The sequence below is a fragment of the Anoxybacillus tepidamans PS2 genome (genome assembly GCF_000620165.1).
Lineage (GTDB): Bacteria > Bacillota > Bacilli > Bacillales > Anoxybacillaceae > Anoxybacteroides > Anoxybacteroides tepidamans_A.
In genome coordinates this window covers 1-26,869 of record NZ_JHVN01000017.1, presented here as the reverse complement: position 1 = coordinate 26,869, position 26,869 = coordinate 1, and the positions used below count along the sequence as shown (strand labels likewise).

Below are 26,869 nucleotides of genomic sequence, written 5' to 3'. Positions count from 1 at the left end.
TTTTTTTCTTTGTATGCGTCTACCCGGTTTAAAAGAGGTGGAGGAAATCGTCAGACCACCGTTTGTTGTTCCAGGTTCTCGCATCCAAAATGATATAAAGATAGATTCAGTTATGGTATAATATGTATATTACCACATCAAGGTAGGGGAACGTCATGAGGATTCACAAATCCTACAAATTTCGTATCTATCCCAACCAAGAACAAGAAGAGCTCATCAAAAAGACGTTTGGTTGTTGCCGATTTGTGTATAACTATTTTCTAGAAAAATGGGATCGCACCTATAAGGAAACCGGCAAAGGATGGTCGTACCACACTTGTTCCTCCCGACTCACTCAACTAAAGAAACAATTCGTCTGGTTAAAAGAGGTGGACAGCACAGCTCTTCAATCTTCCCTGAAACACCTCGCGGATGCTTATTCTCGCTTTTTTAAGAAGCAAAACGATCCACCGCGCTTCAAGAGTAAGAAAAACAAGGTTCAATCGTATACCACGAAACAAACAAACAGAAATATTGCGATCGAAGGAAACTACATCAAACTCCCCAAACTAGGGTTCGTTCGTTTTGCCAAATCAAGGGAAGTGGAAGGTCGGATTTTAAGTGCGACCGTTCGCCGGAATCCGAGTGGAACATACTTCGTCTCTCTTTTAGTAGAAACGGACGTGAATCCTCTTCCCAAAACCGGTTCGGCGGTGGGCATCGACTTAGGATTGAAAGAGTTGGCGATTCTTTCAACCGGCGAACGATTTGAAAACCCGAAATGGCTGCGCCACATGGAACAAAAGCTCATTCGGGCCCAGCGCATCTTATCCAGACGGATCAAAGGTTCTTCAAATTGGCATCGACAACGCATCAAAGTGGCTCGCATTCACGAACAAATCAAAAATGCGAGAACCGATTACTTGCATAAAATCTCCACTTACATCATCAAAAACCACGATGTTGTAGGGATGGAAGATTTGCAAGTAAGCAATATGATGAAAAATCATAAGTTAGCCAAAGCGATTCATGAAGTGTCTTGGTCACAGTTTCGCACCATGTTAGAGTACAAAGCGAAATGGTACGGGAAACAAGTGGTGATCGTATCGAGGACCTTTGCTTCTTCCCAACTCTGTTCGTGCTGTGGCTACCAACACAAAGACGTGAAACATCTGAGCCTTCGTGAATGGAGATGCCCATCTTGTGGAACCCATCACGATCGGGATCAGAACGCGAGTATCAATATTCTAAAAGAAGGACTGCGCTTGTTGTCGTGTTAGACAACGGAACCGTTGGGACGACGGGGATCGCCTACTAAGAGAACCGAAGGAGGCTTTGGTGTTCGTAGGAATCTCCCGCTTTGAAACAAAATGAAAGTGGGAGTAGTTCAAAAGGGTTGAGCAAAATAACAGAGCAAAAACCGGCTATACATCATGCAGCCGGTTTTTTATTTTCTTTTATAATCTCGACGGAAACGAGAACACTCTTTTTATATTAATAACGTGATCGAAAAATAAACGTTATATGTTTTTATTATCGATCGTAATAAAAAGGTGGATAGGAGTCATATATTTTGATAGCCGAGATTGATTTGATTCACGCATATTTGACTAATATCAAAGGTTTATCATAATAGAGTATAATTTTTATATTTTTCAGATTTTTCTGTTGACAATAAAACGTACAGTGAATTAATATTATGTTAAACATACGATAAAATAAAAAACGTAATAAGGAAGGTGGAGAGATGGATCAGGCTGCGCTCTTAAAAGAAAAGATCCAAAATGGTTTTATTGTTGAAGGGCTCGAAGATATGAATGAAGAGTATTTAAACGCCCTCAAACAGACGTTAACGATTGTAGGGGACACGGAGTTGTTAAGCATTCCACCTTTGTTGACGGTGTACGATCAGGCGCCCACATTAAATAGCAAAATTACCGCATTAGCGATTATGCAAGACGAAATCGGTCATGCGCATATCGCTTACCGCCTGTTAAAAGACTTAGGCCAAGACGTCGATGAGCTGCTGTATAAGCGCGAACCGCACCGTTGGAAAAATCCGTATGCGTTCGATTTTGAACTGTCGAACTGGATTGAACTAGGGGTGTTCAATGCGTTTTTTGACCGGGCGGGCTACACGCTTCTCGGTGACGCTTTTGAACATACTTCATACGGCCCTTGGAAGCGCGCGTTAGTGAAAGTCGATAAGGAAGAATTGTTCCACCTTCGAAACGGCGAAATTATTATGAGAACGGCCATGCAAGATCCACAACTGCGCGAAGAGGTGCAAAAAGCTGTTGATTGGATGTTTTTAATGGCGCTTGAATTTTTCGGGGTAGAAGATCGCTTGAAAAGCCGATCGGCGCAACTTGAGTATCGCCTAAAAGGACGGACGAATGACGAACTGCGCCAGAAATGGCTGTCGACTGCTGTTCCGTTCTGCGAATCAATCGGGGTGAAAGTGCCTGCCCATTATGATGAAGAACAACAAAAATACGTGCTGGATGTTCCATTCCCGTGTAAGTTCGATCCGGTCAATAAAAAATGGCTATTTGACCAGCCGGATACGTGGGATAACGTTATTAAACGGTTTAAACAGAGGGGGCCGCAAAATAAACAGTTCGTTGAACGAATCCAAAAAGGCGCCAAAGAGCTGGAGCAATTGCGAAAGGATGCGGTGTGATGAAACAAGGCGTCGATACACAAAAGTATTGGGAAGCGCTGAAGGAAGTAATGGATCCGGAATTTCCAATCAGCGTTGTCGATATGGGGTTGATTTACAACATTGAAAAAAATGGTGATGAACTTCATATTACGATGACATACACCGCTGTTTCCTGTGCTTGTATGGAATGGATCGAACAAGACATTCAAAACCGGCTTCTGCAAGAAGAAGAAGTCCGAGCGGTTCATATCCACGTCGTGTGGGACCCGCCGTGGACAGTCGATCGATTAAGTCCCGAGGCGCGGGAAAAATTGAAATATTGGGGAGTGAGTTCGAAGTAATGGCGGCCAAACAAAGAAAAACATTTGACATTTTCGCTCGGATTAAACGAGGAGGCGAGCTAATCCATATTGGCACGGTTGAGGCGGAAAACGAGAAGTTGGCCAAAGTGTACGCTTCTTTTACGTACGATGAAGAAGATTGGTCCGAAATGATTGTCGTCGACCGCAGTCAGTTCGTATGGGTGAAAAAGCCTCACGGGCTATTTGCGCAAAAAGGGGAGAGAGTGCGATGAACGAAAAACAGCCGGGAGTACATGCATTGATCGAACTGCTGGAGACGATCGCGGATAATAAATACGTCCTTGGCGATCGTCTAGTCGAAGTCGGGGTGAGCGGACCGAACTTGGAAGCGACGCTAGCTTCGATTGCGATGGCCCAAGGCGAGCTAGGACATGCGAGACTGTTGTATAATTGGTGCTTTGATTTGCGTGGTCTCCAAGGGAAAAAAGCGGAAATTTACGGGCAGACGGGGAAAGCGTTTACAGAAGTTATCGGCGTAAACAATTGGATTACACTGATCGCGGCCTTGTATACAACGAATGTAGCGATAGACATCGTTTTGCAATCTTTGCTTGAGTCTAATCACCCGGCCGTCGTTTCGCGAATCCAAAAGCTTATGCGGGAACAGCAAGACCATTTAATCTACGCGAAAAGCTGGGCTTATGAGCTTCGGAATGAACAAGGAGCGATTCCGCGCCGTTTCGAGCAAGCGCTAAATCGTATGGTCAGTGAAGTATACACGTGGCTAGAAAAAGTGGAACAAAAAGCGGAGTTGCAAGCTAGCGGATATTTTCCAGCACATGTAAAACTAACGGCCCGATTTAAAGAACAACTAAAAGAAATCGCCGCACAATCACTCGTACAGGTGAAGTAGCGGGAAAGGAAAGTCTTTTAGGAGGTGAGAAGGAGAGAGAAAATCGCGCTTAGTGACGTAGCGGGAAACGTGCTATTAGTAGTTTGAGTGATTTGAAGATAGCTTCAATAGAGGCAAGCATTCCATATAAATTAAAAATAATAGGAGAGGAGAATTTAAAATGGCGGTAGAAACAAAAAAGAAAAACTTAACGGTGGTCAAAAACGAAGGGATTGCGGAAATTCATTTACACATTAACAAATCCAACTCCTACGATTTGGCGTTTTACCAAGAACTAAATGCGGCGATTGACGACATTCGATTTGATCCGGATATTAAAGTCGTTATCCTGATGAGCGATATGCCGAAATTTTTCTCAGCCGGGGCGGACATTAACTTTTTGCGGGCGGCCGATCCGCGGTTTAAAACGCAGTTTTGCTTGTTCTGTAACGAGACGCTAGATAAAATCGCGCGTTCTCCTCAAGTGTACATCGCTTGTTTAGAAGGACATACGGTAGGAGGCGGCCTAGAGATGGCGTTGGCATGCGATCTTCGATTCATGGGAGATGAAGCCGGGAAAATCGGGTTGCCGGAAGTGACGCTTGGAGTGTTAGCCGGAACCGGGGGAACGCAGCGCCTTGCGCGGTTGATCGGCTATTCGCGCGCACTTGACATGAACATTACGGGAGAAACGATTACGCCGCAAGAAGCGCTAGAAATTGGGCTGGTGAACAAAGTGTTTCCGCAAGCAGAGACGAGAGAGCGGACGCGGGAATATGCGCGTAAAATCGTCAACAGTGCGACATATGCCGTCTCCAACATTAAGCTGTCGATTATGAACGGAAAAGAAATGCCGTTGAACGTGGCGATTCGCTATGAAGGAGAATTGCAAAACTTGTTATTCCGTTCAGAAGACGCAAAAGAAGGATTAAGCGCCTTTTTAGAAAAAAGAAAACCAAACTGGAACGGGATTTAAGCATATTTTCGTTAACGAAAGCCCTGGAAATGGATCATTCCTCCGTTTCCGGGGGTTTTCTGCATCGGGCGTTCGCGCATCGGTCCGTTTGAGGTTCAATTTTAGTTTATAAAAGTGGGATGGTGAACCATGGAATTACGCGGATTGGGCTTGCTTTATAACGCGGCGGGACTATTTATTGATGATCACATCCGTAACGGCTTAGGGGAAAAAACGGCTATTTATTATCGAGATGAGCAAATCTGTTATCAACAACTGCAAGAGAAAGTGAATCAAGCTGGCCATATGATGCGGGAGCTCGGTTATAGGTTAGAGGACCGCATCGTTATGGTGTGCCATGATACACCGGAATTCATTTACACCTTTTTTGGAGCGATTAAGATTGGCGTTGTTCCCATTCCGGTGAATACGATGATGCAGCCGTCTGACTATGAATATTTTTTGAATAATAGCCGCGCCAAAGGGCTAGTCATCCATGAAGATCTTTGGCGGCAAATCCAACATGTCAAAGACCGATTTTTATTTTTGGAGCACATTATTGTCATTTATGAAAACGCTAACACAATGTCTGGTGACGTGTTCAATTTTCACCGTTTGCTTGACCGTGCCAGCAAAGAATTAACGGCGGCTCCAACCAATAAAGATGACGCCGCTTTTTGGCTGTTTAGTTCGGGCAGCACAGGGGAGCCAAAAGGAATTATTCACTTACAGCATGATATGGAATTTGCATTGAATACGTATGGAAAGCAAGTGCTAAAGATCACAGAAAATGACCGTTGCCTTTCTGCCTCGAAATTGTATTTTGCCTATGGTCTTGGCGGGGGGATGTATTTTCCACTAGGTGTTGGCGCTTCGACGATTCTTGTGAAGGACCGTCCTTCGCCGGAGATGATGTTTGAAGCGATCGAAACGTACAAGCCAACCATCTTTTTTGGGGTTCCGACATTGTATGGAGCGATGATTGATTATGTCCAAAAATCCGGGAAACGTTTCGATCTTAGCTCACTGCGCGTCTGCGTTTCCGCGGGTGAGGCGCTTCCTCCTTCGTTTTATCGGAAGTGGAAGGAATTGTTCAACGTCGATATTTTAGACGGGATCGGCTCTACAGAAGCGCTTCATATTTTTATTTCCAACCGGATTGACGATATTAAAGAAGGAAGTTCAGGAAAAGTCGTCCCGGGTTATGAAGTCAAAATTATCGACTCCCAAGGGATGGAATTGCCGCCGAATGAAGTCGGCGATTTAGTCATTCGCGGTGATTCCATCGCACACGGATATTGGAATCTCCATGAACAAAACAAGAAAAAATTTGTCGGAGACTGGCTATATATCGGCGACAAATATTACCGTGACGAAGAAGGTTATTATTGGTATTGCGGCCGTACTGATGACATGTTGAAAGTCGGAGGGATATGGGTATCCCCGATCGAAATAGAAAATTGTCTGTTACAGCACGATGATGTTTTGGAGGTCGCGGTGGTCGGTGTGGAAAACGATCAAAATCTTACGATACCTAAAGCGTTTGTCGTGCTCAAAGACGGAATAGAACGGTCGAAAGAAAAGGAAGAGGAGCTGAAACAATTTGCGAAGCAGCATCTAGCCCACTATAAATGTCCGCGCATCATTGAATTTATTGACCAGCTTCCGAAAACTGCCACCGGGAAAATTCAACGTTTTAAATTACGAGAGTTATTGAAACGTCGATAAACTCAAAGCGAACAGCGGAAGGGGCGATCAGCGATGAAAAGAAACGAGTTTCAGCTTCGTGTTAATTTTGGCGATACAGATACAGCAGGCATCGTCTATTACCCCAACTACTTTAAATGGTTTGACATCGCCGGACATCAGTTTTTCCGCAGTATTGGGCTGCCTCCTTTGAAACTAATGAAAGAACAAAATATCATTCTCCCACTTCTTCATGCCGACTGCACGTTCGAACGTCCATTGTATTACGATGATATTATTACAATTAAAACAGTTGTCGAGGAAATCAAACAGAAAACGATCAAACTGAGGCACGAGGTGTTTCGGGGGGAGACGAGGACCGGCTACGGGTTCGAAGTTCGAGGATGGGTAAAAGAAAGCGAGGGCCGCATATTTGCAGTTCCGATTCCGGATGACGTAAGGGAGTTGCTTGAGGAAGAAGGAATGGGAGAATGTGCGCAAACGAATCCGTGGCTTCACGCATAATTTCTACTATTCTTCTAAAGCCAAGAATGGTTGTAGCATCTTGGCTTTTTTTCACTGTAAAATAGTAGAGACACTAAAAAATGGGGGAGAGAAAGTTGATTCGAAAAGCGAAACGAACGGAGCTCATTGAGGTGGCTCAAGGACGTCGCCCAGCCGATATATTTATCAAAGGCGGAATGGTTGTTAATGTTTATTCCGGTGAGTTTTTACGGCAAAATGTAGCGATTTACCAAGATGCGATCGCGTATGTCGGAGAGAAAGATGTAGCAGTCAATGATGAGACGATCATTATTGATGCGAGCGAGATGTATGTTTCTCCAGGATTTATTGAGCCGCATGCCCACCCTTGGGTTTTATATAATCCTGTCAGCATGACGGAGAAAGTGTTGCCTTTAGGCACGACGACGACGGTAAATGACAACTTGTTTTTTTATTTGCATTTCGGAGTTGATGGGTTTAAGCGGTTAGTTCATGATTTACGAAAGCTGCCTGGCAATTTCTTTTGGCTTATCCGTCTCGTTTCACAAGCTGATTTTCCGGGAGAGCGCGATTGGTTTAATGAAAAGGACATCGAAGAACTGCTCGCCATGGATGAAGTCATTGGAACGGCTGAAGTGACAAGATGGCCGTTGTTGTATGAAGGAGATCCGTTTTTAATCAAGATGATTGAAACGGCAAAAAAAATGGGGAAAGTAATCGATGGACATACAGCGGGTTGTTCTTACGACAAGCTCAACAGTATCGCGGCAAGCGGCGTCGATGCTTGCCATGAGGCGATTACCGCGAAAGAAGCGCTTGATCGTCTTAGACTCGGGATGTGGACGACGCTGCGCAACAGTTCGCTGCGCCCTGATTTTCCGGAAGTCATTCGTCTTATCACTGAAGGACGGGTGAGTACGCAGCGGATTACAATGACTACAGACGGCGCCCATCCTAGCTTTATTGAAAAAGAAGGGTTTGTCGATGGATTAATTCGGAAAGCAGTAGAGCTTGGGGTGCCGCCGATGACCGCTTTACAAATGGCGACTATTAATGCCGCTACATATTTGCGCCTTGATGGTGAAATCGGCGGCATTGCGCCGGGAAAATTAGCTGATGTCGTGCTGCTTCCAGATCTTGTCTCGTTCAAACCGGCTGTCGTGATATCGAAAGGAAAAATAGTTGCCCGCCATGGCCAACTGCTTGCGCCGTTACCAACAATTAAATGGGATCGATATGTCTCGAAGAGGCCGTTTTTGTTTCCAAAAGAACGGTTGGATGATGAACGGTTGTACCGCTTTCCGCATCCAGCGCCTGACCGCTCTATTCCTGTTGTTCATTTTAAAAGCAATGTAATTACGGAACAAAAAGATGTCATTCTTCCATCGGCCAGCGGGTATGCTGATATTTCTAACAGCGAAGGATTGCTTTATGCTTCCCTTATCGCTCGCAACGGACAGTGGGTGGCAAAAGGAATATTAGAGCGGTTTGCGGTCAATGTGGACGGCATGGCGTCGACGTACAATACGACGACGGAATTGCTTGTTGTTGGCAGGAAACCGGAAGCGATGGCCGTTGCAGCCAAAAGAGTACATGAGATGGGCGGCGGCATCGTGGTTGTCGATAACAACGAAACGGTCGTTGAAATCCCTCTTCCGCTTACGGGAATGATGGTAACGGACCGTTCGTTTGCCACATCGGTCCATTATCACGATCAATTGCTTAGCGCGCTTCGGGAACGCGGCTTTCCGTTCCACGATATTTTATACACTTTGCTCTTTTTAACGTGCGATTTTCTGCCGGGCCTTCGTCTCATCCCGCGCGGTCTGTACGACGTAAAGCGGAATCATATTGTCCTTCCAGCGGAGCGTCTATATGGATGTACTTTACAACGTTAACATTGATATAAGTGGGCCGGTCTAATTACTGAGCGGGAAATGGGTCTTACATCCGTTCAATCTCGGTAGAGTTTCTAACGTATTGTGATCAGAGAGCCGATTCCCTTGTCGCGGCTCTCTTCTTGTTTTTCCGATAAGGGGAATGGCTCATGCTAGCAAACTCTCCTAAAAAAATAAGTGTTATAGTTACGCCGTTCGTGCGAGAGATAGACGAAAAAGAGTGTCGATAATTGGATATGCTGATTTCTATGATAATGTGTCACACATCAGCGCCCTATTTTGTCTTATAGTCGAAAGGAATATTTTACAGCTAGGAGGAGATTGGATGGAAGTCAGGTTCAATTATCGAACTGCCAATCCGGAGGCGTTTCAAGCGATGCTGAAGCTCGAAGGGTTTATTAAGGCGAGCGGGTTGGATCCGAAGTTATATGAGTTGATTAAAATTCGAGCATCGCAAATCAATGGCTGCGCATTTTGCCTTGATATGCATACGCGAGATGCAAGGGCGATGGGGGAAACAGAAGAGCGGCTTTACTTGCTTAGCGCTTGGCGGGAAGCTCCGTTCTATACCGAAAAGGAACGTGCAGCGCTAGAGTTGACGGAGGCGGTCACGCGCATATCTGAGCAGGGAGTTCCGCAAGAATTGTACGAGCGCGTTCGCGCCCATTTTGATGAAAAAGAATTTGTGACATTAATTATGGCCATCAACACAATTAATGCGTGGAATCGGATCGCGATTTCCACCGGCATGTTCCCAAGATGTGTGTAGGCTTCTAGAAAGCATAGATTTGCCATTTGGCTTTACGTTTACTAAAGAAGAACGCGATAGAAAACGTTAGACGAAACAAAACATCGGCATCCTCTTAGGTTCTATTTAGAACGAAAGGGATGCCGATGTTTTGTCATCGTGTTAGCCGTTTGTGCTCATTTTGCAGTCACTCTAGTACGTGCCATTTGGATTTCTGTTGATTTGTTAAAATCTAACATCACCCAAAGTTCCATTTTCTATTTTAGAAGAGTGATTGAGCCTTGATCTAGACGCATTCAAAAATTAAAATTGTCCGGGTCCGCCCCGCTTCGTTTGTTTAGGTTTAATGAATCGATGCGCTCCATTTCCTCCGCTGTCAGTTCAAAATCAAAAATATCGGCATTTTCTTTAATTCGTTCAGGCGTAATGGATTTCGGAATCGTAACGACCTCATTTTGCAAGTCCCAACGAAGAATGACTTGGGCTGGGGTTTTGCCATATTTGCGTCCAATGTCAATAAGCGTCGGCTCTTCAAGCAGCGCACCGCGCATCAGCGGCGACCACGCTTCTAATTGAATGCCGTGTTGCTTGCAAAAGGCGTGCAGTTCTTTTTGCGTCAGGCGCGGATGGTACTCGACTTGATTGACCATCGGTTTGATTTCACATTCCGCAAGCAAATCCTCTAAGTGGTGAATATGGAAATTGCTCACGCCAATCGCGCGCGCCCGTCCATCTTTATAAATTTTTTCAAGCGCTTTATACGTTTCTTTATATTTTCCTTTGACCGGCCAATGCACTAAATATAGGTCAACGTATTCAAGTCCTAATTTTTTCAAGCTTGTTTCAAACGCCTTTAGCGTCGTTTCATACCCTTGATCGGAATTCCATACTTTTGTCGTAATAAACAACTGCTCGCGCGGTATTCCCGATTCTCTTACCGCTTGACCCACACCTTCTTCGTTTTCATAAAACGCGGCCGTGTCAATATGGCGGTAGCCGATTTCAAGAGCGGTTCGCACCGCATTGATCACTTCCTCGCCGTTTTGCACTTTGTAAACCCCAAGCCCGAGCCAAGGCATAGTCACGCCGTTGGATAACGTAGTACACGCTTTAATACTGTCCATTAAGATCCTCCTCTCCAAATTTTGCATAATTTGATTATCCGTATTTCAATGCAAAAAAGCAAAACATATGCACGTGTTGCTGTTCGTTTAGATAGAGACCGGTTCATTTTTCTTTGAAATTGAATGAATCTGCTTGTGAAATCAGACTGTAAAAACAGATGGAGAGGAGGTTAGCGATATGAGCAGGAGCGACAGACAAGCGTTTCACTGCTAAATAATTGAATCGAAAAGCGATCAATAGAGCTGATTCATGGTGACATGAAGCAATGGGGAGAGACGGCCAGAAATGCGTTCTACTATAAAATAGTTATGATTCAGTAATGGTGCCGCCGTTGACGTGAAGCACCTGCCCTGTTACGTACGATGAATCATCGGAAGCCAAATACACATATGTCGGCGCCAGTTCATACGGCTGTCCGGCCCGGCGCATCGGCGTATCAGTGCCGAACGTTTTCACCCTTTCAGCCGGAAACGTGGAAACAATGAGCGGCGTCCAAATCGGGCCTGGCGCTACAGCGTTGACGCGAATCCCTTTGTTTACCAGTTGCAATGCTAACGAGCGGGTGAACGATACAATCGCCCCCTTCGTTGAAGAATAATCGACTAAAGACGGTTCTCCTTTATATGCGGTTACAGAAGCGGTGCTGATAATGGCACTGCCCGGTTTCAAATAAGGCAAGGCCGCTTGAACGATGAAAAAAAGCGGAAAAACATTCGTCCGAAAGGTGTCTTCTAGCTGCTCTTTTGAAATGTGGAGAATGCTTTTTTGCGGATATTGCACGGCTTGATTTAGCACAAGAACATGCAGTTCGCCAAAGAAATCGATCGTCTTTTGCACAAGCTGGCGGCAAAATGTCTCTTCCCGCAAATCGCCAGGCAGCAGCAAGCAACGCCGTCCATATTTTTCAACATATTCTTTTGTTGTCTTGGCATCTTCATGCTCGTCTAAGTAGACGATCGCTACATCGGCTCCTTCCTTGGCAAAAGCGACAGCGACCGCTCGGCCAATGCCGCTGTCTCCCCCTGTAATAATCGCCACTTTATTTTGTAATTTGCCGCTCCCCTTGTAATTCGGATTATCAAAAATGGGCCTTGGGGTCATTAAAAATTCCAAGCCAGGTTGTTTCGGTTGATGCTGGGGCGGAAACGCAACCGGCACTTGTTTACATACCGTCTCATAGCTGTAATACGGATACATCGGAATCACTTTCGCTTTCCTCCTTCGTATTCATCACCACATACCGTATTCACCCATTTGTGAAAAGGTTCATGATAGAATTGGTATCTCGTGTTAAAAACAGTTAGTCTGGCGGACAACTATCATTGTCCGCCAGATGTTTGTTGATGTAAATGGTACGTGGAACAGAAGAGTTAATCACTATTGGACAACCTTTGCAAATGCTCATGTGCAAAAGGTCAACCCCCAGTCAACATGTGAAACTTAATAGATGGATTAAAGAGGAAAAATTTATTGACAATATAAAACCCATTTGCTACCATATAACCAAGTAATCCGATAGGAATTTATAATATTAATTTTATTCTCAAAAACGTTGTCAACTAAAATTCAAAGAAACGGGGGAGGACACATGTTTACAACATTCATTCGCAACAAACAGGCGCCTGTTAGAGGGGTTTCGGCAATTACTATTGCTTTGATATTGGCGATTTGGACAGTAAGTACCAATTTAAAGTGGATTGATCCTATTTTTCTGCCAACGCCCCAATCTGTCTGGAATGCATTTTTAGAGCTAATCAAGAACGGGTATAAAGGAGTCCCATTGCATACTCATCTAATAAATAGCTTATATCGGTTGTTTTTGGCGTTATTTTTAGCACTTCTTACAGCTGTACCGTTGGGGATACTTTGTGGAATCTCCAAATATATACTTGCGATTTTTGACCCCATTATTGAATTTTACAGACCGCTCCCTCCATTAGCCTATTATGCTTTGCTTGTTTTGTGGTTAGGAATTGATGACAAATCCAAGGTTGCACTTTTATTTTTAAGCGCTTTTGCCCCTTTGTTTATTTCAACTGTCTCCAGTGTGCAACGTGTCCCACAAAACCGTCTCAATGCCGCACGATCTTTAGGGGCCACAAAACTGAAAATATTGTTGTACATAATTTTCCCATCTTGTTTACCAGACATCATAACAGGACTACGTACAGCGATTGGTGTTACGTATGCTACATTGGTTGCTGCTGAAATGGTAGCGGCTACTTCAGGTATTGGCTGGATCGTATTGGATGCAAGTAAATATTTGAGAAGCGACGTTGTGTTTGTAGGAATTATTTTAATGGGAGGAATCGCTATTTTGTTCGATGGTATCATTCGCTTGTATCAGCGTCTTCAATTTTCTTGGGTCGGAAAACAAGATTAATTAGAGCTGCTAGTTGTAAGCATCCTGTAGAAACAACTTGTGACATAGGAGAACACATGAGAATAACAGAAATCCAAAGGCATTGTTTAAAGAGGGGTCAGTTCTTTTATAATTTTTGCCAAAAATTTATATATATTGATTTTATTGTATTTACAGAGAATGAATCTCCTCCACCTCCACTTCGCTTAGGGGTGGGAGGCTTCTCGGCGGATTATGTTTAAGAACAAATAGTTGTTAAATCTATGTAAAGGGGAGAAAAGGATGAGGTTAAAAAACAAAGTACATACGTTATTAACTATTTTGCTGATCAAAGTATGCATTGTTGCAGCTGGTTGCGCGAACCAAGAAACATCTGCTGTAAAAAGCAGCGAATTCTCTGTTCATTCCAGCAGTGAACCTAAAGAAATTAGGTTAGGGTACCAAGTTTCGCCGAATGGAGAACTTTTGGCAAAAGGGTTAAAGTTGCTAGAAAAAAAATATCCTCATATTAAAATTCGTTGGATTCAATTTGATTCAGGCCGGGATGTGAACAGCGCCATGGCCAGTGGAAGCATTGACTTTGGCCTTATCGGCACTCCTCCTGGAGCAGTTGGCATCGCAAATAAATTGCCGTATAAAATATATTATCTTCATGACGTCATCGGCGAAAGCGAAGCGTTAGTCGTAAAAAAAGATTCTGGCATTACATCGTTGAGCGATTTAAAAGGTAAGAAAATTGCCACTACATTTAGCTCGACTTCCCATTATAGTTTGCTAGGAGCGTTAAGAGCAGCCAAAATCAATCCTGAAAAAGATCAAATCACCCTTCTTGATATGCAGCCTTCCGACATCTATGCAGCATGGAAACGAAATGATATAGACGGCGCTTATATTTGGCAGCCTACGCAAACAAAATTAATCAATGAAGGAGGGCGCGTGATTGTCACATCAAGCGATTTGTTCAAGAAAGGAACAGTAACCGGGGAGTTTGGAATTGTAAGTCAAGATTTTGCGAGAAAATACCCTGAAATTGTTAAAGGTTACGTCTCTGTTTTGGATCAGGCTGTGCATTATTATCGCAATAAACCGAAAGAAGCTTCCGAAGTGCTTTCAAAAGAATTAGGACTATCTCCTGAAAAAGCTTTAAAAGCAATGCAACAGATTACATGGTTGGATGCTTCTCAGCAGAAAGGTTTTTTTGGAGAACAAGAGAAGGCGGGAAAGCTAGCCAAAATATTAAAAGATACTGGAGACTTTATGGCTAAACAGAAAAATATATCATCTTCTCCTAGCTTAGCCGTTTATCAACAGGCTCTACTAAGCGAACTTTACAAATGAACATGAATGGGAGGGATGATGTATGTATGCGACTACTTCTGTCAAAACAAAGTCAGAGACTTTAAAAAATCGCAACACTGCGTTCATAGAGTTAAAAAATATTAGCCTATATTATTCAAACGGAGATCACGGGCTTCCTATATTGGATGGTATAAATCTGCAATTAGATGAGAATGATTTTGTTTGTCTGTTAGGGCCATCAGGATGCGGCAAATCTTCTTTACTAAATATATTAGCAGGTTTTCAGAAACCGGCCGCAGGGGAAGTAATAATTAACAATAAGCCACATACCGGCCCTAATCCTAGCGTGGGAGTAGTATTTCAACATCATAATCTTTTTCCATGGCTAACTATTGAAAAAAATATTGAATTTGGCTTAAAAATGCAATCTATATCCAAACGTGAGAGAAAGCAACTTGTTTCTCATTATTTAAATCTTGTAGGCCTGGAGTCTTCTGCTAAAATGCTGCCTTACCAACTCTCGGGGGGGATGAAACAAAGGGCAGCTATGGCTAGGACATTAGCAACTGATCCGCAAGTGATTTTAATGGATGAACCATTTAGCGCATTAGACGCTCTAACTCGAGAAAACATGCAAATTCATCTTCTAGAAATTTGGAAAAAAACAAAGAAGTGTATCTTTTTTATTACCCACGATGTAGAAGAAGCCCTATTGTTAGGGAGCAGAATTTTAGTGATGAACTCTTGTCCTGGGAGAATTATAGTAGATTTGCCTAATCCGTTATTACACCGCGCTCAATCAGTACGAGAGATCAAATATTTAAAAGAATTTAATGAACTGCGTCATCACTTAATTTCAGCCATACGAAGCGATTTTAAAACAGCTAATTAAGCTAGTCTTATTTGCATTTTAACTAGTATATATGAAAGGGGTATGTCCATGTCTAAAGTGAATACGAATTACTTTCGACCGCTAAAATTTGAAAATCGTGAAGATTACGTAGGACCACGTGTTTTAAGACGCTTGCCTGAAGGTGTCGAGGAAAAGCCTTATTTGCTTTTTGAAGTCAAACCTTTAAGTCCGATTATAGGTGCCGAGATCATTGGAGTTGATTTGAGAGAACCGATTACTCCCGAACTGCAAGCGGAATTAAACCGCGCACTGCTAGAATGGAAAGTGCTTTTCTTCCGCAACCAAAAAATCACTAGCGAGCAGCAACGAGCATTTGCCCGGTTATGGGGAGAATTAGAGGTTCATCCATTTTATCCAGTTGAAAAAGGTCAATCAAAAGAAGTGGTGCGCTTTTCTAGAAATGATAAGCAAGGTGGTTACGAAAATATTTGGCATTCCGACGTAACTTTTCGAATCAATCCTGCGAAAGCGGCTGTACTAAGGTTGATTGAAACGCCTCCAATTGGTGGTGATACTCTATGGGCTGACATGGGGGCTGCATATGACAACTTGCCTGACGAGATTAAGGAACGGATAGATCATCTCACTGCTATTCATGATTTTACCCCTTCTTTTAGTCACTTAATGGATCCTGAAGAATTAGCGGCCAAACAAGAGGAATTCCCGCCTGTTGAGCATCCAGTTGTCCGAACTCACCCGGAAACAGGGAGAAAAACATTGTTTGTGAATCCTGCCTTTACCACTAGAATTGTTGGGCTCGAGCCGGAGGAGAGTGAGAGGCTGCTTCAGTATTTGTTTCGACAAGCGCATATTCCAGAATATCAAGTCCGTTTTCAATGGGAGAAGGATTCGGTAGCCTTCTGGGATAACCGGGCTACGCAACATTATGCTGTTTCTGATTATTACCCTTATCCTCGCAAGGCTGAACGGGTGGCGATCGTTGGGGATGAGCCATTTTAACACATTCACCGAGAAGTCTCCCACCTCTAAATGAAATGTAGATGGGGGAGGTTCATTAGTTTGGGTGATAAATGGAACCGAAGGGGGTTCCATTTATTTTGTGCAAGATATGTATGCTACAAATCTACGTGTATTTGCAAAACGGATTGAGATCATTTCTGTATTCGGACAGTTATATTCATAACCATAGGAGGAGAATTAATGAGTTGGTTGTTTCTTTTGTTAGGGATTGTTTCGGAAGTGTTAGGCACCACCTGTATGAAATTGTCAGAGGGATTTACGAAATTTATTCCTTCGATTTTATTGTTTGTTTTTTACGGAACAAGTCTCACCTTAGTCACGTTAGCGCTTCGAAAAATTGATGTAAGCATTGCCTACTCTATATGGTCTGGGTTAGGCACCGCTATGATTGCAACCATAGGAATTGTATACTTTAAAGAGCACTTTTCCGTGTTCAAGATAATGGCGATACTAATGATTATTGTTGGGGTAATTATGTTGAATATAAGCAAAGAGCCCGAGAAAGAACAACTATCTTCACTATATTCGCAAATAGGCAAGGCGGAGAACGCTAGGCAGTAACAGACGGCAAATTAATTTTATAGGGTAAATCAAAACGCTTATTTACAATGTTTTAGTTGTAAATGATGGATCAGGAAGTCATAGTTATAAAATTCTTTTACAGCAGTTTTGCATACTAAATGGAGAAGCTTAGCCACGCATGCTTCTCCATATTTTTTACTCTTCTTTATTGTAACGGGCAATGTTCCACGTCGCCTCAGTTCTTTCACAAAGTCTTTTAATACTATAACTAAAGTGTGCTTCGTTACCAGAAAAAATTCTAGTTGCATAGTAAATTTTGCTTATAACTAGTTTTCAATATAACATATCCACTGAGAAGTCTCTCACTTCTAAACGGAGTTTAGGTGGGAGAGATTCGTTACATCGTTCCATGTTTTGCGGATGCTTGTTTCGCGAATTTCCTATAACTATATAGAGCTACGTGTTAGGTCTATTTTACCAAAATTAAATAATTTTTAGAAAAATCATATAATTATAATTGATTTTTCCAAATCTTTTAAATTATTATAGAATCGTTACATTATATTCCTAAGGGGGAATTTTATTGAAAAAGCTGTTGAAAACAAGTCTTTCTACCGCGTTTTTTGCCGGTACGTTGTTTGCTAGTTTTCCAGGCGGCTACGCCAACATTTCAGCGCAAGAATTGCTGCATAAAAATCCAAGCCATTTTTCGTATTCTCATAGTTCGCTAGATTTGGCGATTGTCAACGACGAAAAATTGCTAGATTCCCTCATCAAACGCGGGGTTATCCCAGCGAATGCAACCGCGGCTGAAAAGCAAAAAGCGCTGCGCAGTTATTTAGAGTTTAAAGGAAAACAACAAAAGACCGCCGATGCGGACCCGTTGGCAGGAAAAGCAAAAGCGGCTGAAGCGAAAAAGCAGAAGAAATTGAAAGAATTCAGCAATGGCTTAACAAAAGGAAAGGGCAACAAGTACGGGCAGCTAAGACCGGATCCGGTGGTGGAAGGCAGTTCCCCGGGGGTGGCGAAAAAAGGAAAACTATTGACGCTTTTAGTCGAGTTCTCCGATGTAAAACATAACAGCATTAAACCAAATGAGACAGACAACTATTATCCAGATTACAATACGGAACATTTCCGCGCGATGATTTTTGGCAATAAAGGCGAATTCAAAGGCCCGAACGGCGAGGAGCTCGTATCGCAAAAGCAATATTACGAAGAGCAATCAGGCGGCACGTATACGATTGAAGGAAATGTGTACGGCTGGCTGCAAGTGCCGGGAACGGCTGCCTATTATGGAGCGGACCGGCCGGACGGGGGGCATGATAACGTCAATCCGGGCGGTGCGAAACAGCTCGTTGTAGACGCTTACAAAGCGGCGCTTGCGGCAGGGATTCCGTTAGAGGAGTATGACAAAGAAGATCCGCATGATTTAGACGGTGACGGCAACTATTGGGAGCCGGACGGACTAGTGGATCACTTGCAAATTATCCATGCCGGCATGGGACAGGAAGCAGGGGGAGGTTCCCTAGGCGATAACGCCATTTGGTCGCACCGTTCGGCGAAATATTATGATCCGGATGGCCTCGGAAAAGGAAAACCAGGGTTTTATGATTATACGATGATGCCGGAAGACGGAGCGACAGGCGTGTTTGCTCATGAATACGGCCACGATTTAGGATTGCCGGATGAGTACGATACGCTGTACAGCGGTGCGGGAGAAGCGATCGGTTATTGGTCGATCATGGCGAGCGGCTCGTGGGCCGGAAAAATTCCAGGTGCGGAACCGACAGGATTTTCTCCTTGGGCGAAGCAGTATTTCCAATCGACGTTAGGCGGCAAATGGACCAATCCGACGGTCATCAATTGGGAAGACATTACAGCTGACGGACAACAATTTTTGCTTGACCAAGCGAACTCGCCGCTTGGACAAAACAACCAAGCGATTCGCATCAACTTGCCGCAAAAGAAAACACCAATTAACACGCCGGCGAAAGGCAGCTATGAATATTGGGGCGGCCAAGGAGACGAAATGGACAACAGCATGGTTGTAGACCTCGATTTAACCGGAAAAACGTCGGCTACTTTAACATTTGATGCTTGGTACGATATTGAAGAGCAGTGGGATTTCGCGTTCGTTCAAGTGTCGGCTGATGGCGGACAAACATGGAAATCGTTAGGAAACGACCATACCCGCTCCGACGTGGTATCTGAAGGCTATCCAACCATTATCGATTCGATGCCAGGTTTTACTGGCAACTCGAACGGCTGGCAGGCGCAGACGTTTGATTTATCGGCGTATGCGGGCAAAAAAATCAAGCTCCGTCTTCGTTACGCGACCGACTGGGGCACTTCGTACAACGGATTTTTTGTCGATAACCTTAAAGTGACAGCCGATGGCGAGACGCTGCTTGACGATGGGGCCGAAAATGCGGCATCTCCGTTTACGTTCAACGGATTTACAAGAATGGATGGAAACAAACTAACAGACCACTACTATCTGCTTGAATGGCGCAATCATCAAGGAGTCGATACAGGATTAGCCCACATTAAGCGCGGCAATTCGCTCATGAGCTACGACGGTGGTTTAGTCGTTTGGTATGTGGACGACAGCTTCACTGACAACTGGACCGGCATCCACCCGGGAGAAGGCTACTTAGGCGTTGTCGATTCTCATCTTGGCAGAGACTTAGTGTGGAATACCGGGGCGGAGGCGAGCACTCGCTACCATATCGCCGATGCTGCTTTCGGCTTAAATCCAACATCTGTTTTAGATATTAATTATCCAACGGAAAAACTGCACGCTCCAAGCCAAAAAGCCGCATCGTTATTTGATGACAGCAGCTCTTTCGAAAATCCGTTCATGCCGGATGCTGGACGGAAAGTGCCGCACTACGGCTTAAAAGTGAAAGTAAAAGCGCAAGCGAAAGACAAATCCGTCGGCTTGATTGAAATTTATAAATAAAACAAATGAAGTTCCGCCTTCCATTTTGGAGGCGGAATTTTTTCGTGCGAGAAAGTTTTCTAGGCAAGTTGCAAGGAACAAAAAAGGGGGAAATAGGTCATAAAAACGGGTCCGTATTTGAGAGGTGTTTTGTAGTATTTTCACTTTTTCAACGTGTGCAAATGTTCTATGGTTGTGATCCAACACGATTTTTATGAGCGAAGCATTTCTGCGGTCTTTGCTGAATGGCACGTTCGTGTAGGCATGGTGAATACCTTTACGCTTTATTTGCTTTTCTCGGTTTTTTATGAACATGGGTTTTAGAAATCATGTTTGACAATTTATAAACACTTGTTTATGATTTAAACAAATGTTTCCGTGTGACGAAACTGAGGTGCATTCGAGTGAATGAAAAAGAACAACTGATTTTAACATTAGTTCGCCAAAATCCATTTATTACGCAAAACGAGCTGGCCGAGCGGCTCGGGCTGTCGCGGTCAGCGGTCGCGGGCTACATCTCGTCGCTGACGAAGCAAGGAAAAATTATCGGCAGGGCGTATGTGCTGCCGGAGGCGTCGCGCATCGTGTGCATCGGCGGGGCGAATGTCGACCGGAAAGCGCAGTTGCTGTCGGCGATTCAGCTTGGCACATCGAACCCGGTTACAATGACGCAGACGTGCGGCGGAGTGGCGCGCAACATCGCCGAGAATTTAGGCAGGCTGGGCCAGTCGGTATCGCTTGTGACCGTTGCCGGCGACGACCAAGAAGGAGCGTGGCTTTTATCGGCGACGAGCGCGTACGTCGATACGAGCCAAGCGGTAAAGATGGAGCAGGCCAACACGGGTACTTATACAGCGGTGTTGGACGATCGAGGGGAAATGGTAGTGGCGCTCGCCGATATGGCGATTTACGATCACGTGACTTCCGATTTCGTGCAAAAGCGATGGCCGCATCTTTCATCTGCTTCCGCCGTGCTGCTTGATACGAATTTTCCAAGCGCGGTGTTAAGGCTCGTCATTGAGCGTTGCCGGGAAGAGAATGTTCCGCTTTGCATCGCGCCAGTGTCCGCGCCGAAAGTAAAGAAACTCCCTAACGATCTTCGCGGCGTGACATGGCTCATTGCCAATGAAAATGAGGCATTGGCGCTTGCTAAAAGCAAAGACGGGAACGCGGAAGCGGCAAGTGACCACATTCTTTCTCTTGGCGTGGAGCATGTCATTATCACGCGCGGGGCGCAAGGGATCATGTACAAAACGCAACGGGGCGAGCAAGGAATGATTCCTGCGCCGAACATTGACGTCGTCGATGTGACCGGAGCGGGTGATGCGTTCGTTTCCGGGTTTTTATACGGAATCAATCAAGGAAAATCATTCGTAGATGCGTGCGAGCTTGGCATGAGCGCTTCGATTATCGCGTTGCAGACGAAAGAAACGGTTTGTTCGAGACTGAATGAACATGTGTTAAACGAAACGCACCAACAATATTTTTGCTAGGAGGATTCAACATGAATATGAAAGATGTGCTTGTATTTTCGGAAGAGGTAGCGAAAGCGATAAAGGAGAAGCGTCCGATTGTCGCTTTAGAGTCAACGATTATTTCCCACGGCATGCCGTATCCGCAAAACGTACAGACGGCAAAAGAAGTGGAAGAGCTCATTCGTGAAAACGGCGCCGTCCCGGCAACGATCGCCATTTTAGATGGAAAAATTAAAATTGGTTTAAATGACGAGGAATTAGAGTTTTTAGGAACGAGCAAAGAAATCGAAAAAGTGAGCCGCCGCGATTTGCCGTACATCGTCGCGATGAAAAAGCACGGAGCGACAACGGTGGCGGCGACGATGATTTGTGCCCATATGGCCGGCATTCAAGTGTTTGCGACCGGCGGCATCGGCGGCGTGCACCGCGGCGCGGAGCAAACGATGGACATTTCGGCCGACTTGCAAGAATTGGCGCAAACAAATGTCGCGGTCGTCTGCGCCGGGGCGAAATCGATTTTAGACTTAGGTTTGACGCTTGAATATTTAGAAACGCACGGTGTGCCGGTGATCGGCTACGGCACGGAAACGCTGCCGGCTTTTTATTCGCGCACAAGCCCGTTTAAAGTCGACTACCGCCTCGATACGCCGGAAGACATCGCCGCATTTATTCAAACGAAATGGGGGCTTGGTCTCAACGGCGGGCTCGTGATCGCCAATCCAGTTCCGCAAGAAAAAGAGTTAGAGGAGTCATATATTAACTCGATGATTGAAGCGGCCTTGAAAGAGGCGGAAGAAAAGCGGATCACAGGAAAAGCGGTGACGCCATTTTTGCTTGATAAAGTGAAAACATTAACGGGCGGCAAAAGCCTTGAAGCAAATATCGCCTTAGTGAAAAACAACGCGGTATTGGCGGCAAAAATCGCGGCGAAGTTGCATTAATATATTGGCGCTTGCCGTCGCTGAACAGTGCGGAGTTACGCGTTCATAAATCGGTTTGTCTGATCCAGCGGCAGGCGCTTAAGGGGGAGAGGGCGTTGCAAATCGAAACGGAGCGTCTGATCTTAATTCCTTGCGATCAGGACACATATCGCGCATATCTCGAGAGTTACGAGATGGGACCGCACATTATTGCCTATTTGCAGCAGCTAGAACAAGACTTTTCTGTATACGGCTGGGGCGTTTGGCTGGCGATTGAAAAGGAGAGCAACGAAGCTATCGGCGATTTGGGTTTTAAAGGAAAGCCTAATGTCGAGAAGACGGTCGAAATTGGCTACGGCATTGCGCCGACAGCCCGCGGCCATGGTTTTGCGACCGAAGCTGTACGGGCGTTGCTTGATTGGGCGTTTCGTTCGCCGCAAGTCGAAAAAGTAGTCGCGGAGTGCTTAGAAAGCAATGCGGCGTCTATTCACGTGCTCGAAAAGGTAGGAATGAAGCGGACACATACAAAAGACGGAATGATTTATTGGGAACGGACAAAACGAAACGAATAAAGAGATTATAAAGCGGCAAAGTTCGGGGCGTTCGAGCTTCTATGAATTTAATCGCTTATTTGGTTTTTGGTGAAGGGGTCTTAAATTGAAAGCAGGCACGGGAGTTATGTTCTCCAATGCCTGCTGTTTTTATTTTATGAAAAATAGTGCAACCATAGGGATTTTTCTCGTAAACGCGTCACAAGTATTTGGCGATCGCACTTTTAAATCGTTCTTGAGTTTCCTGATCGCTCAACAATTTTTTAAAATCTCTTCGATCTATCAGATGTGTACGAATGTCTGGATTGCGCAATATATTTTTGAGCGTTTCATTGTTTTGAGGATAATAGCCGGCAAACCAATGCTCGTTTCGCAGCCGCTTGAATCTTCGCTTCGGGGCATTCAGATCGAAGGCCAACCATATCCATATGTCAAGCGTCTCAAACAATGCTTCCAGCAGCCATTCCATCTTGTTTCTCCTCTCCTTGTTGTGCACAGATTTTCAACAAAAATTAGCTTCATTGAGGAAAAAGCCTTATAATGTTCTGTTTTTCCCCACACTATCGTAACGTTAGCATGTCCGTAAGTAATCTTACTTCTTAAAAGGCAGGGCACCTTCATATTACGAATCGTCCGCTACGAAGTTTCAATGCCATTTATTTTTGTATAAAAAATCGCAGCCGGTTCACACTATCGACTGGAAACAGGAAAGGGGGAAAATAAATGAAACAAGTGCTACAGCATGTCAAAGACGTATTAGAACAATCATTTGATAATCCGAACCAGCATGACTTGGATCACTGTCTTCGCGAACTGGAGCGAGCAAAGCAGGACGCAGGGGACAAGAGGCAAATGATTGAAGACGTGATTCGTGCCGTGATGCACGCGCGAAACGCTCAAGACGAATTGGCGCAAGCTGGAGATGAATCAGCGACAAACGCTTTTGCCGAAGCGTACCGGGCGCTCGATCAAGCAATCGAGTCGTATGCCGATCACCGTTAGCCATAGCTAAAATTTTATGTGAAAATTGGGTATAAATTTTTCAAAGGACAGGGAAGTAGTAAAAAGGGGGAGAAGAGGTAGTTGGGCCAATCTCCCGTTTTCTTCTCTCCTTACTTTTTCGTCTGTAGTTTTCCTCGAATGGATTACCGCTGGTTCTATACTTCGCCAATCTCTTCTTATTTGCTTCTAATCGATCCATATCGCTCCATTTCAAAAGTCAGTTCGAGAACCAATAGATGTAAAAAAATACATATATGTTCATTCTTATGGACTAGATGGTTTTGAGCATAATATAGTATACGGCGAACATCAGCTACAAGGAGGAGTACGATGCATGGTGCAACATATTGTCAACGATAAGCCTAAACCGCATCAAATTAGGCTCACAGCCCCTGAAATTGCAGCGCTTTGGTCACAGTACCAGAGCGACACAATGGCCGTTTGCGTTTATAAATACATGCTTAATATTGTTAAAAAACAAGAAGTTCGTCCGGTTTTGGAGTTTGCGTTGCGGTTGGCGGAAAATCATATTGTCATCTTGAAAAAATATTTTCAAGAGGAAAAATTCCCGACACCACAAGGCTTTACTGACGATGATGTGAACGTGAACGCACCGCGGTTGTTTTCCGATGAAATTTGTTTAACGTATACGTATTTAATGGCGGTCAATGGCTTGACGTCGTACGCTGGGGCGTTGGCGACAAGCATTCGTCAAGACGTAAGGGAGTATTTCACGCGATGCCAAACGGAAACAATGGACTTGTTCAATTTGACGGTGCCTTTACTGTTGGAAAAAGGAATTGTGTCAAAACCGCCATACATTTATCCTTCAGAAACAACAGAAGTCATTCAGACGAAACGTTTTATGAAGGGGATTCTTGGCGGCGAACGGCCGTTAAGCTGCATCGAAATCAGTCATGTGTTTTGGGATTTGAAAAAAATGCAACTAAGTAAAGCATTTACGATGGCGTTTGCTCAAGTGTCAAAGTCGAAGGAAGTAGGAAAATTTTTATGGCGCGGCGCAGAAATTTATGCCAAACAAATCGAGGTGCTCGAATCGATCTTGTCGCAAAATCATCTGCCGCAACCAAAATCAGAAGAAACAGAAATTACAAATTCAACGATCCCGCCTTTTTCGGACCGCTTAATGATGTACCATAAGGCGCTGTTTGGTTCGACGACAATAGCGCTTTTTGGGACGGCGGTCGGCAGCTGCCAGCGCGCGGACTTAGTCGTGCATTACGCAAGGTTTATGGCGGAAATGACACAATACATGTCTGACGGATTCAAAATGATGATTGAAAATGAGTGGCTTGAACAGCCGCCGCTTGCGGAGGACAGAGAGGCGCTCGCAACAAGACGATAATTGGGAAGGGACGCAGAATGGAGAATCGGGCTCGCAAAGTTGAAATCGTTTTATGGAGTATCATCATGCCGGGAGCCGGACAATGGTTGGATGGAAAATATTTCAAAGGGGCCGTGTTTATTTTAGGGCAATTTGCTTTAAATGCACAAGCAAATTTTAATGCAGCGATTGCATCAAGTCTTCTAGGCGATACAGCGAATGCGGTTCAAGTGATCGACTATAATTGGTTCATGTTTTGTCCTTGCTTGTATTTTTTGGCGGCATGGGACGCGTACAAAGAAGCGGGGGAGAAGGAAAAATCTCTTTCCTTTCTCCCATTTGTGTGCGCCGGTTATTTTGGCACGGTCGGCATCATTTATTCTTCAACATTTAAGCCATTTGGCGTGTTGTTAGGTCCCGTTTGGCTGCCAATGCTTGGCGCTGCGCTAGGGGGTGCGATCGGTTGCATCATTAAAGCTTCGATTAACAAATGCGGGAGGCATAGGCGGCACGAGTGTTAGATAGCGACCGTTTTTTTATTGGTAATGTGCAGTGTTTTCGTCAGATAGCGCTTCTTCCTAGCGCGTGTGCGGCTTTGTCTTCTTGCCCTTTGCGAACGTAAATATCGTATTGTGTATAATCTTTTAACATGATCTGTGCATCGCGGCTGCGGGCCGCTCCAACAGGGGTGTTCGTTTTGTATTTGATGCCTTCTTCTTTTAAACGCGAAATGATCATGAAATAACGTTCATAGCCAAAAACGGTACATAGCAGCGTCCATTTTCGGTTCGCTGCCCATTCGATGAGCGAATATATAACAACGGTTGAAAATAACACAATCACAAATACAGCCAAACTACTCCCTCCTTATAAAAAATAAGCAAAAGGCTGACGTTGTATATGTTTCTCTCTTTTAACATATGCACCGAGAAGTCTCCCGCCTCTAAACGGCGTGTAGGTGGGAGGTTCATGTAACAATCGGAGTTATAAATAATATTAGGAAATTGGAAGTTTTTCAAAATCATTATCTTTTTTTTATGATTGCTTACGACGGCGACATCCGATGCACGCCCTTGCTGTAGTGGCCGATACGTATTTTTGATCGTGCCAACCTGTTTTGGTATCGCTTCGGAAATATTGAGACTCATAGTTTGCTTCTTTGCTTGATTAGAAGATTAATTTTTATTAGCAATCCCATTCTTTTATTCTTATGGTATAATTATACAAAATTCAATGGAAGAGGGGGAGGGGAATGATTGAATTAAAGCGTTATGACAACGTTTCGCGTTTTAAGCACGATGTTGTGCCGTTTCTTGAAAGGTGGGAAGGCGAAAACAATTTGCCGCTAGGAATTATTCTCCAGCTCAAACCGGAGCGGAAGCCATTTTATATGGGCACAGTGCAAAAGGACGGCGAATTGGTGCTTGTGTTTTATCATTTTAGGCGAGAAGACTCCCACCTCAAGGAACGAACGGGAGTAGGTGGGAGAGGAATCGCCTTCGGACAAGGCTCTAAAATGATATAAAGATCAATGCAGTCATGGTATAATAGGTATACCATAAAGGGAGGTGAACCTCATGAGGATTCACAAATCCTACAAATTCCGCCTCTACCCGAACAAAGAACAACAAATACTCATGGCGAAAACATTTGGTTGCTGCCGATTGGTATTCAATCATTTCTTAGCTCAGTGGAATCAAACGTACAAGGAAACCGGCAAAGGATGGTCGTACCACACTTGTTCCTCCCAACTCACTCAACTAAAAAAAGAATGGGTCTGGTTAAAAGAGGTGGACAGCAC

Annotated in this window: 28 protein-coding genes; 24 read left to right on the top strand and 4 right to left on the bottom strand. The window is 44.4% G+C overall.

What is annotated here, in order from left to right; all coding sequences use genetic code 11:
• Positions 1-155: 155 nt before the first annotated feature.
• The 10 genes from tnpB to N667_RS0113095 all read left to right on the top strand — a co-directional run bounded on the left by tnpB (position 156) and on the right by N667_RS0113095 (position 9,650).
• A complete protein-coding gene (gene tnpB, locus N667_RS0113140) occupies positions 156-1,259 on the top strand; it encodes an IS200/IS605 family element RNA-guided endonuclease TnpB (RefSeq protein ID WP_027410004.1) in 1,104 nt (367 codons plus the stop codon).
• Between the two features lie 467 nt (positions 1,260-1,726).
• Complete coding sequence (locus N667_RS0113135) at positions 1,727-2,662, top strand: Phenylacetic acid catabolic protein (RefSeq protein WP_027410003.1); 936 nt, start codon at positions 1,727-1,729, stop codon at positions 2,660-2,662.
• Positions 2,662-2,985, top strand: coding sequence for a metal-sulfur cluster assembly factor (locus N667_RS0113130; protein ID WP_409978190.1), 324 nt, complete (start codon positions 2,662-2,664; stop codon positions 2,983-2,985). The genes N667_RS0113135 and N667_RS0113130 overlap by 1 nt, the downstream gene beginning before the upstream one ends.
• Positions 2,985-3,218: a hypothetical protein gene (locus N667_RS0113125; protein WP_027410001.1), complete on the top strand. Its 234-nt coding sequence runs from the start codon at positions 2,985-2,987 to the stop codon at positions 3,216-3,218. Before N667_RS0113130 ends, N667_RS0113125 begins: the two co-directional genes overlap by 1 nt.
• Positions 3,215-3,859, top strand: coding sequence for a Phenylacetic acid catabolic protein (locus tag N667_RS0113120; RefSeq protein WP_027410000.1), 645 nt, complete (start codon positions 3,215-3,217; stop codon positions 3,857-3,859). Before N667_RS0113125 ends, N667_RS0113120 begins: the two co-directional genes overlap by 4 nt.
• A 160-nt stretch (positions 3,860-4,019) precedes the next feature.
• Positions 4,020-4,814, top strand: a complete 795-nt coding sequence (locus N667_RS0113115) for an enoyl-CoA hydratase/isomerase family protein (RefSeq protein ID WP_027409999.1) — start codon at positions 4,020-4,022, stop codon at positions 4,812-4,814.
• Between the two features lie 129 nt (positions 4,815-4,943).
• Complete coding sequence (locus N667_RS0113110) at positions 4,944-6,521, top strand: benzoate-CoA ligase family protein (RefSeq protein ID WP_027409998.1); 1,578 nt, start codon at positions 4,944-4,946, stop codon at positions 6,519-6,521.
• Positions 6,522-6,554: 33 nt separating this feature from the next.
• On the top strand, positions 6,555-7,004 hold the full coding sequence (locus N667_RS0113105; protein WP_027409997.1) for an acyl-CoA thioesterase: 450 nt from the start codon (positions 6,555-6,557) through the stop codon (positions 7,002-7,004).
• 95 nt (positions 7,005-7,099) lie between these two features.
• Positions 7,100-8,881, top strand: a complete 1,782-nt coding sequence (locus N667_RS0113100) for an adenine deaminase C-terminal domain-containing protein (RefSeq protein ID WP_027409996.1) — start codon at positions 7,100-7,102, stop codon at positions 8,879-8,881.
• Between the two features lie 325 nt (positions 8,882-9,206).
• A complete protein-coding gene (locus N667_RS0113095; RefSeq protein WP_027409995.1) occupies positions 9,207-9,650 on the top strand; it encodes a carboxymuconolactone decarboxylase family protein in 444 nt (147 codons plus the stop codon).
• A 275-nt stretch (positions 9,651-9,925) separates the two neighbouring features.
• Here N667_RS0113095 and N667_RS0113090 read toward each other — a convergent pair whose 3' ends face one another.
• Together N667_RS0113090 and N667_RS0113085 are read right to left on the bottom strand one after the other, a co-directional pair.
• The gene (locus N667_RS0113090) at positions 9,926-10,753 is read right to left on the bottom strand and encodes an aldo/keto reductase (RefSeq protein ID WP_027409994.1); all 828 of its coding nucleotides are present in this window, start codon (positions 10,751-10,753) and stop codon (positions 9,926-9,928) included.
• A gap of 307 nt (positions 10,754-11,060) precedes the next feature.
• Positions 11,061-11,960, bottom strand: coding sequence for an SDR family oxidoreductase (locus N667_RS0113085; RefSeq protein WP_027409993.1), 900 nt, complete (start codon positions 11,958-11,960; stop codon positions 11,061-11,063).
• Positions 11,961-12,342: 382 nt separating this feature from the next.
• Between N667_RS0113085 and N667_RS0113080 the strand changes: the two genes are divergently transcribed.
• The 9 genes from N667_RS0113080 to N667_RS0113035 all read left to right on the top strand — a co-directional run bounded on the left by N667_RS0113080 (position 12,343) and on the right by N667_RS0113035 (position 22,742).
• The gene (locus tag N667_RS0113080; protein WP_027409992.1) at positions 12,343-13,137 is read left to right on the top strand and encodes an ABC transporter permease; all 795 of its coding nucleotides are present in this window, start codon (positions 12,343-12,345) and stop codon (positions 13,135-13,137) included.
• Positions 13,138-13,398: 261 nt separating this feature from the next.
• On the top strand, positions 13,399-14,454 hold the full coding sequence (locus N667_RS0113075) for an aliphatic sulfonate ABC transporter substrate-binding protein (RefSeq protein WP_027409991.1): 1,056 nt from the start codon (positions 13,399-13,401) through the stop codon (positions 14,452-14,454).
• Positions 14,455-14,476: 22 nt separating this feature from the next.
• Positions 14,477-15,307: an ABC transporter ATP-binding protein gene (locus tag N667_RS0113070; protein ID WP_027409990.1), complete on the top strand. Its 831-nt coding sequence runs from the start codon at positions 14,477-14,479 to the stop codon at positions 15,305-15,307.
• Between the two features lie 48 nt (positions 15,308-15,355).
• Positions 15,356-16,288: a TauD/TfdA dioxygenase family protein gene (locus tag N667_RS0113065; protein ID WP_027409989.1), complete on the top strand. Its 933-nt coding sequence runs from the start codon at positions 15,356-15,358 to the stop codon at positions 16,286-16,288.
• A gap of 201 nt (positions 16,289-16,489) precedes the next feature.
• Positions 16,490-16,870 carry a DMT family transporter gene (locus N667_RS0113055; RefSeq protein ID WP_027409988.1) on the top strand — a complete coding sequence of 127 codons (381 nt, stop codon included), beginning with the start codon at positions 16,490-16,492 and terminating at the stop codon, positions 16,868-16,870.
• Positions 16,871-17,414: 544 nt separating this feature from the next.
• Entirely contained in the window at positions 17,415-19,796 is a 2,382-nt protein-coding gene (locus N667_RS0113050) for an immune inhibitor A domain-containing protein (RefSeq protein ID WP_027409987.1), read from the top strand.
• Between the two features lie 383 nt (positions 19,797-20,179).
• On the top strand, positions 20,180-21,268 hold the full coding sequence (locus N667_RS0113045) for a carbohydrate kinase (RefSeq protein ID WP_027409986.1): 1,089 nt from the start codon (positions 20,180-20,182) through the stop codon (positions 21,266-21,268).
• A gap of 17 nt (positions 21,269-21,285) precedes the next feature.
• Complete coding sequence (locus tag N667_RS0113040; protein WP_027409985.1) at positions 21,286-22,191, top strand: pseudouridine-5'-phosphate glycosidase; 906 nt, start codon at positions 21,286-21,288, stop codon at positions 22,189-22,191.
• A 95-nt stretch (positions 22,192-22,286) separates the two neighbouring features.
• Positions 22,287-22,742 carry a GNAT family N-acetyltransferase gene (locus N667_RS0113035; RefSeq protein ID WP_027409984.1) on the top strand — a complete coding sequence of 152 codons (456 nt, stop codon included), beginning with the start codon at positions 22,287-22,289 and terminating at the stop codon, positions 22,740-22,742.
• 178 nt (positions 22,743-22,920) lie between these two features.
• Here the strand turns inward: N667_RS0113035 and N667_RS0113030 are convergent, their stop codons facing one another.
• Entirely contained in the window at positions 22,921-23,190 is a 270-nt protein-coding gene (locus tag N667_RS0113030) for a hypothetical protein (RefSeq protein WP_027409983.1), read from the bottom strand.
• A gap of 254 nt (positions 23,191-23,444) precedes the next feature.
• Between N667_RS0113030 and N667_RS0113025 the strand changes: the two genes are divergently transcribed.
• The 3 genes from N667_RS0113025 to N667_RS0113015 all read left to right on the top strand — a co-directional run bounded on the left by N667_RS0113025 (position 23,445) and on the right by N667_RS0113015 (position 25,589).
• Complete coding sequence (locus N667_RS0113025; protein ID WP_027409982.1) at positions 23,445-23,723, top strand: hypothetical protein; 279 nt, start codon at positions 23,445-23,447, stop codon at positions 23,721-23,723.
• A gap of 334 nt (positions 23,724-24,057) precedes the next feature.
• Positions 24,058-25,089, top strand: coding sequence for a DUF3231 family protein (locus N667_RS0113020; protein ID WP_051530054.1), 1,032 nt, complete (start codon positions 24,058-24,060; stop codon positions 25,087-25,089).
• Positions 25,090-25,106: 17 nt separating this feature from the next.
• Entirely contained in the window at positions 25,107-25,589 is a 483-nt protein-coding gene (locus tag N667_RS0113015; RefSeq protein WP_027409980.1) for a hypothetical protein, read from the top strand.
• Between the two features lie 40 nt (positions 25,590-25,629).
• On the opposite strand, the gene N667_RS0113010 is transcribed toward N667_RS0113015, so the two are convergent.
• Positions 25,630-25,923: a hypothetical protein gene (locus N667_RS0113010; RefSeq protein WP_035098954.1), complete on the bottom strand. Its 294-nt coding sequence runs from the start codon at positions 25,921-25,923 to the stop codon at positions 25,630-25,632.
• A 397-nt stretch (positions 25,924-26,320) separates the two neighbouring features.
• Between N667_RS0113010 and N667_RS0113000 the strand changes: the two genes are divergently transcribed.
• Positions 26,321-26,593, top strand: coding sequence for a hypothetical protein (locus N667_RS0113000; protein ID WP_027409977.1), 273 nt, complete (start codon positions 26,321-26,323; stop codon positions 26,591-26,593).
• A gap of 52 nt (positions 26,594-26,645) precedes the next feature.
• The coding region (locus N667_RS0112995; protein WP_027409976.1) for a helix-turn-helix domain-containing protein at positions 26,646-26,869 on the top strand (224 nt) is incomplete at its 3' end.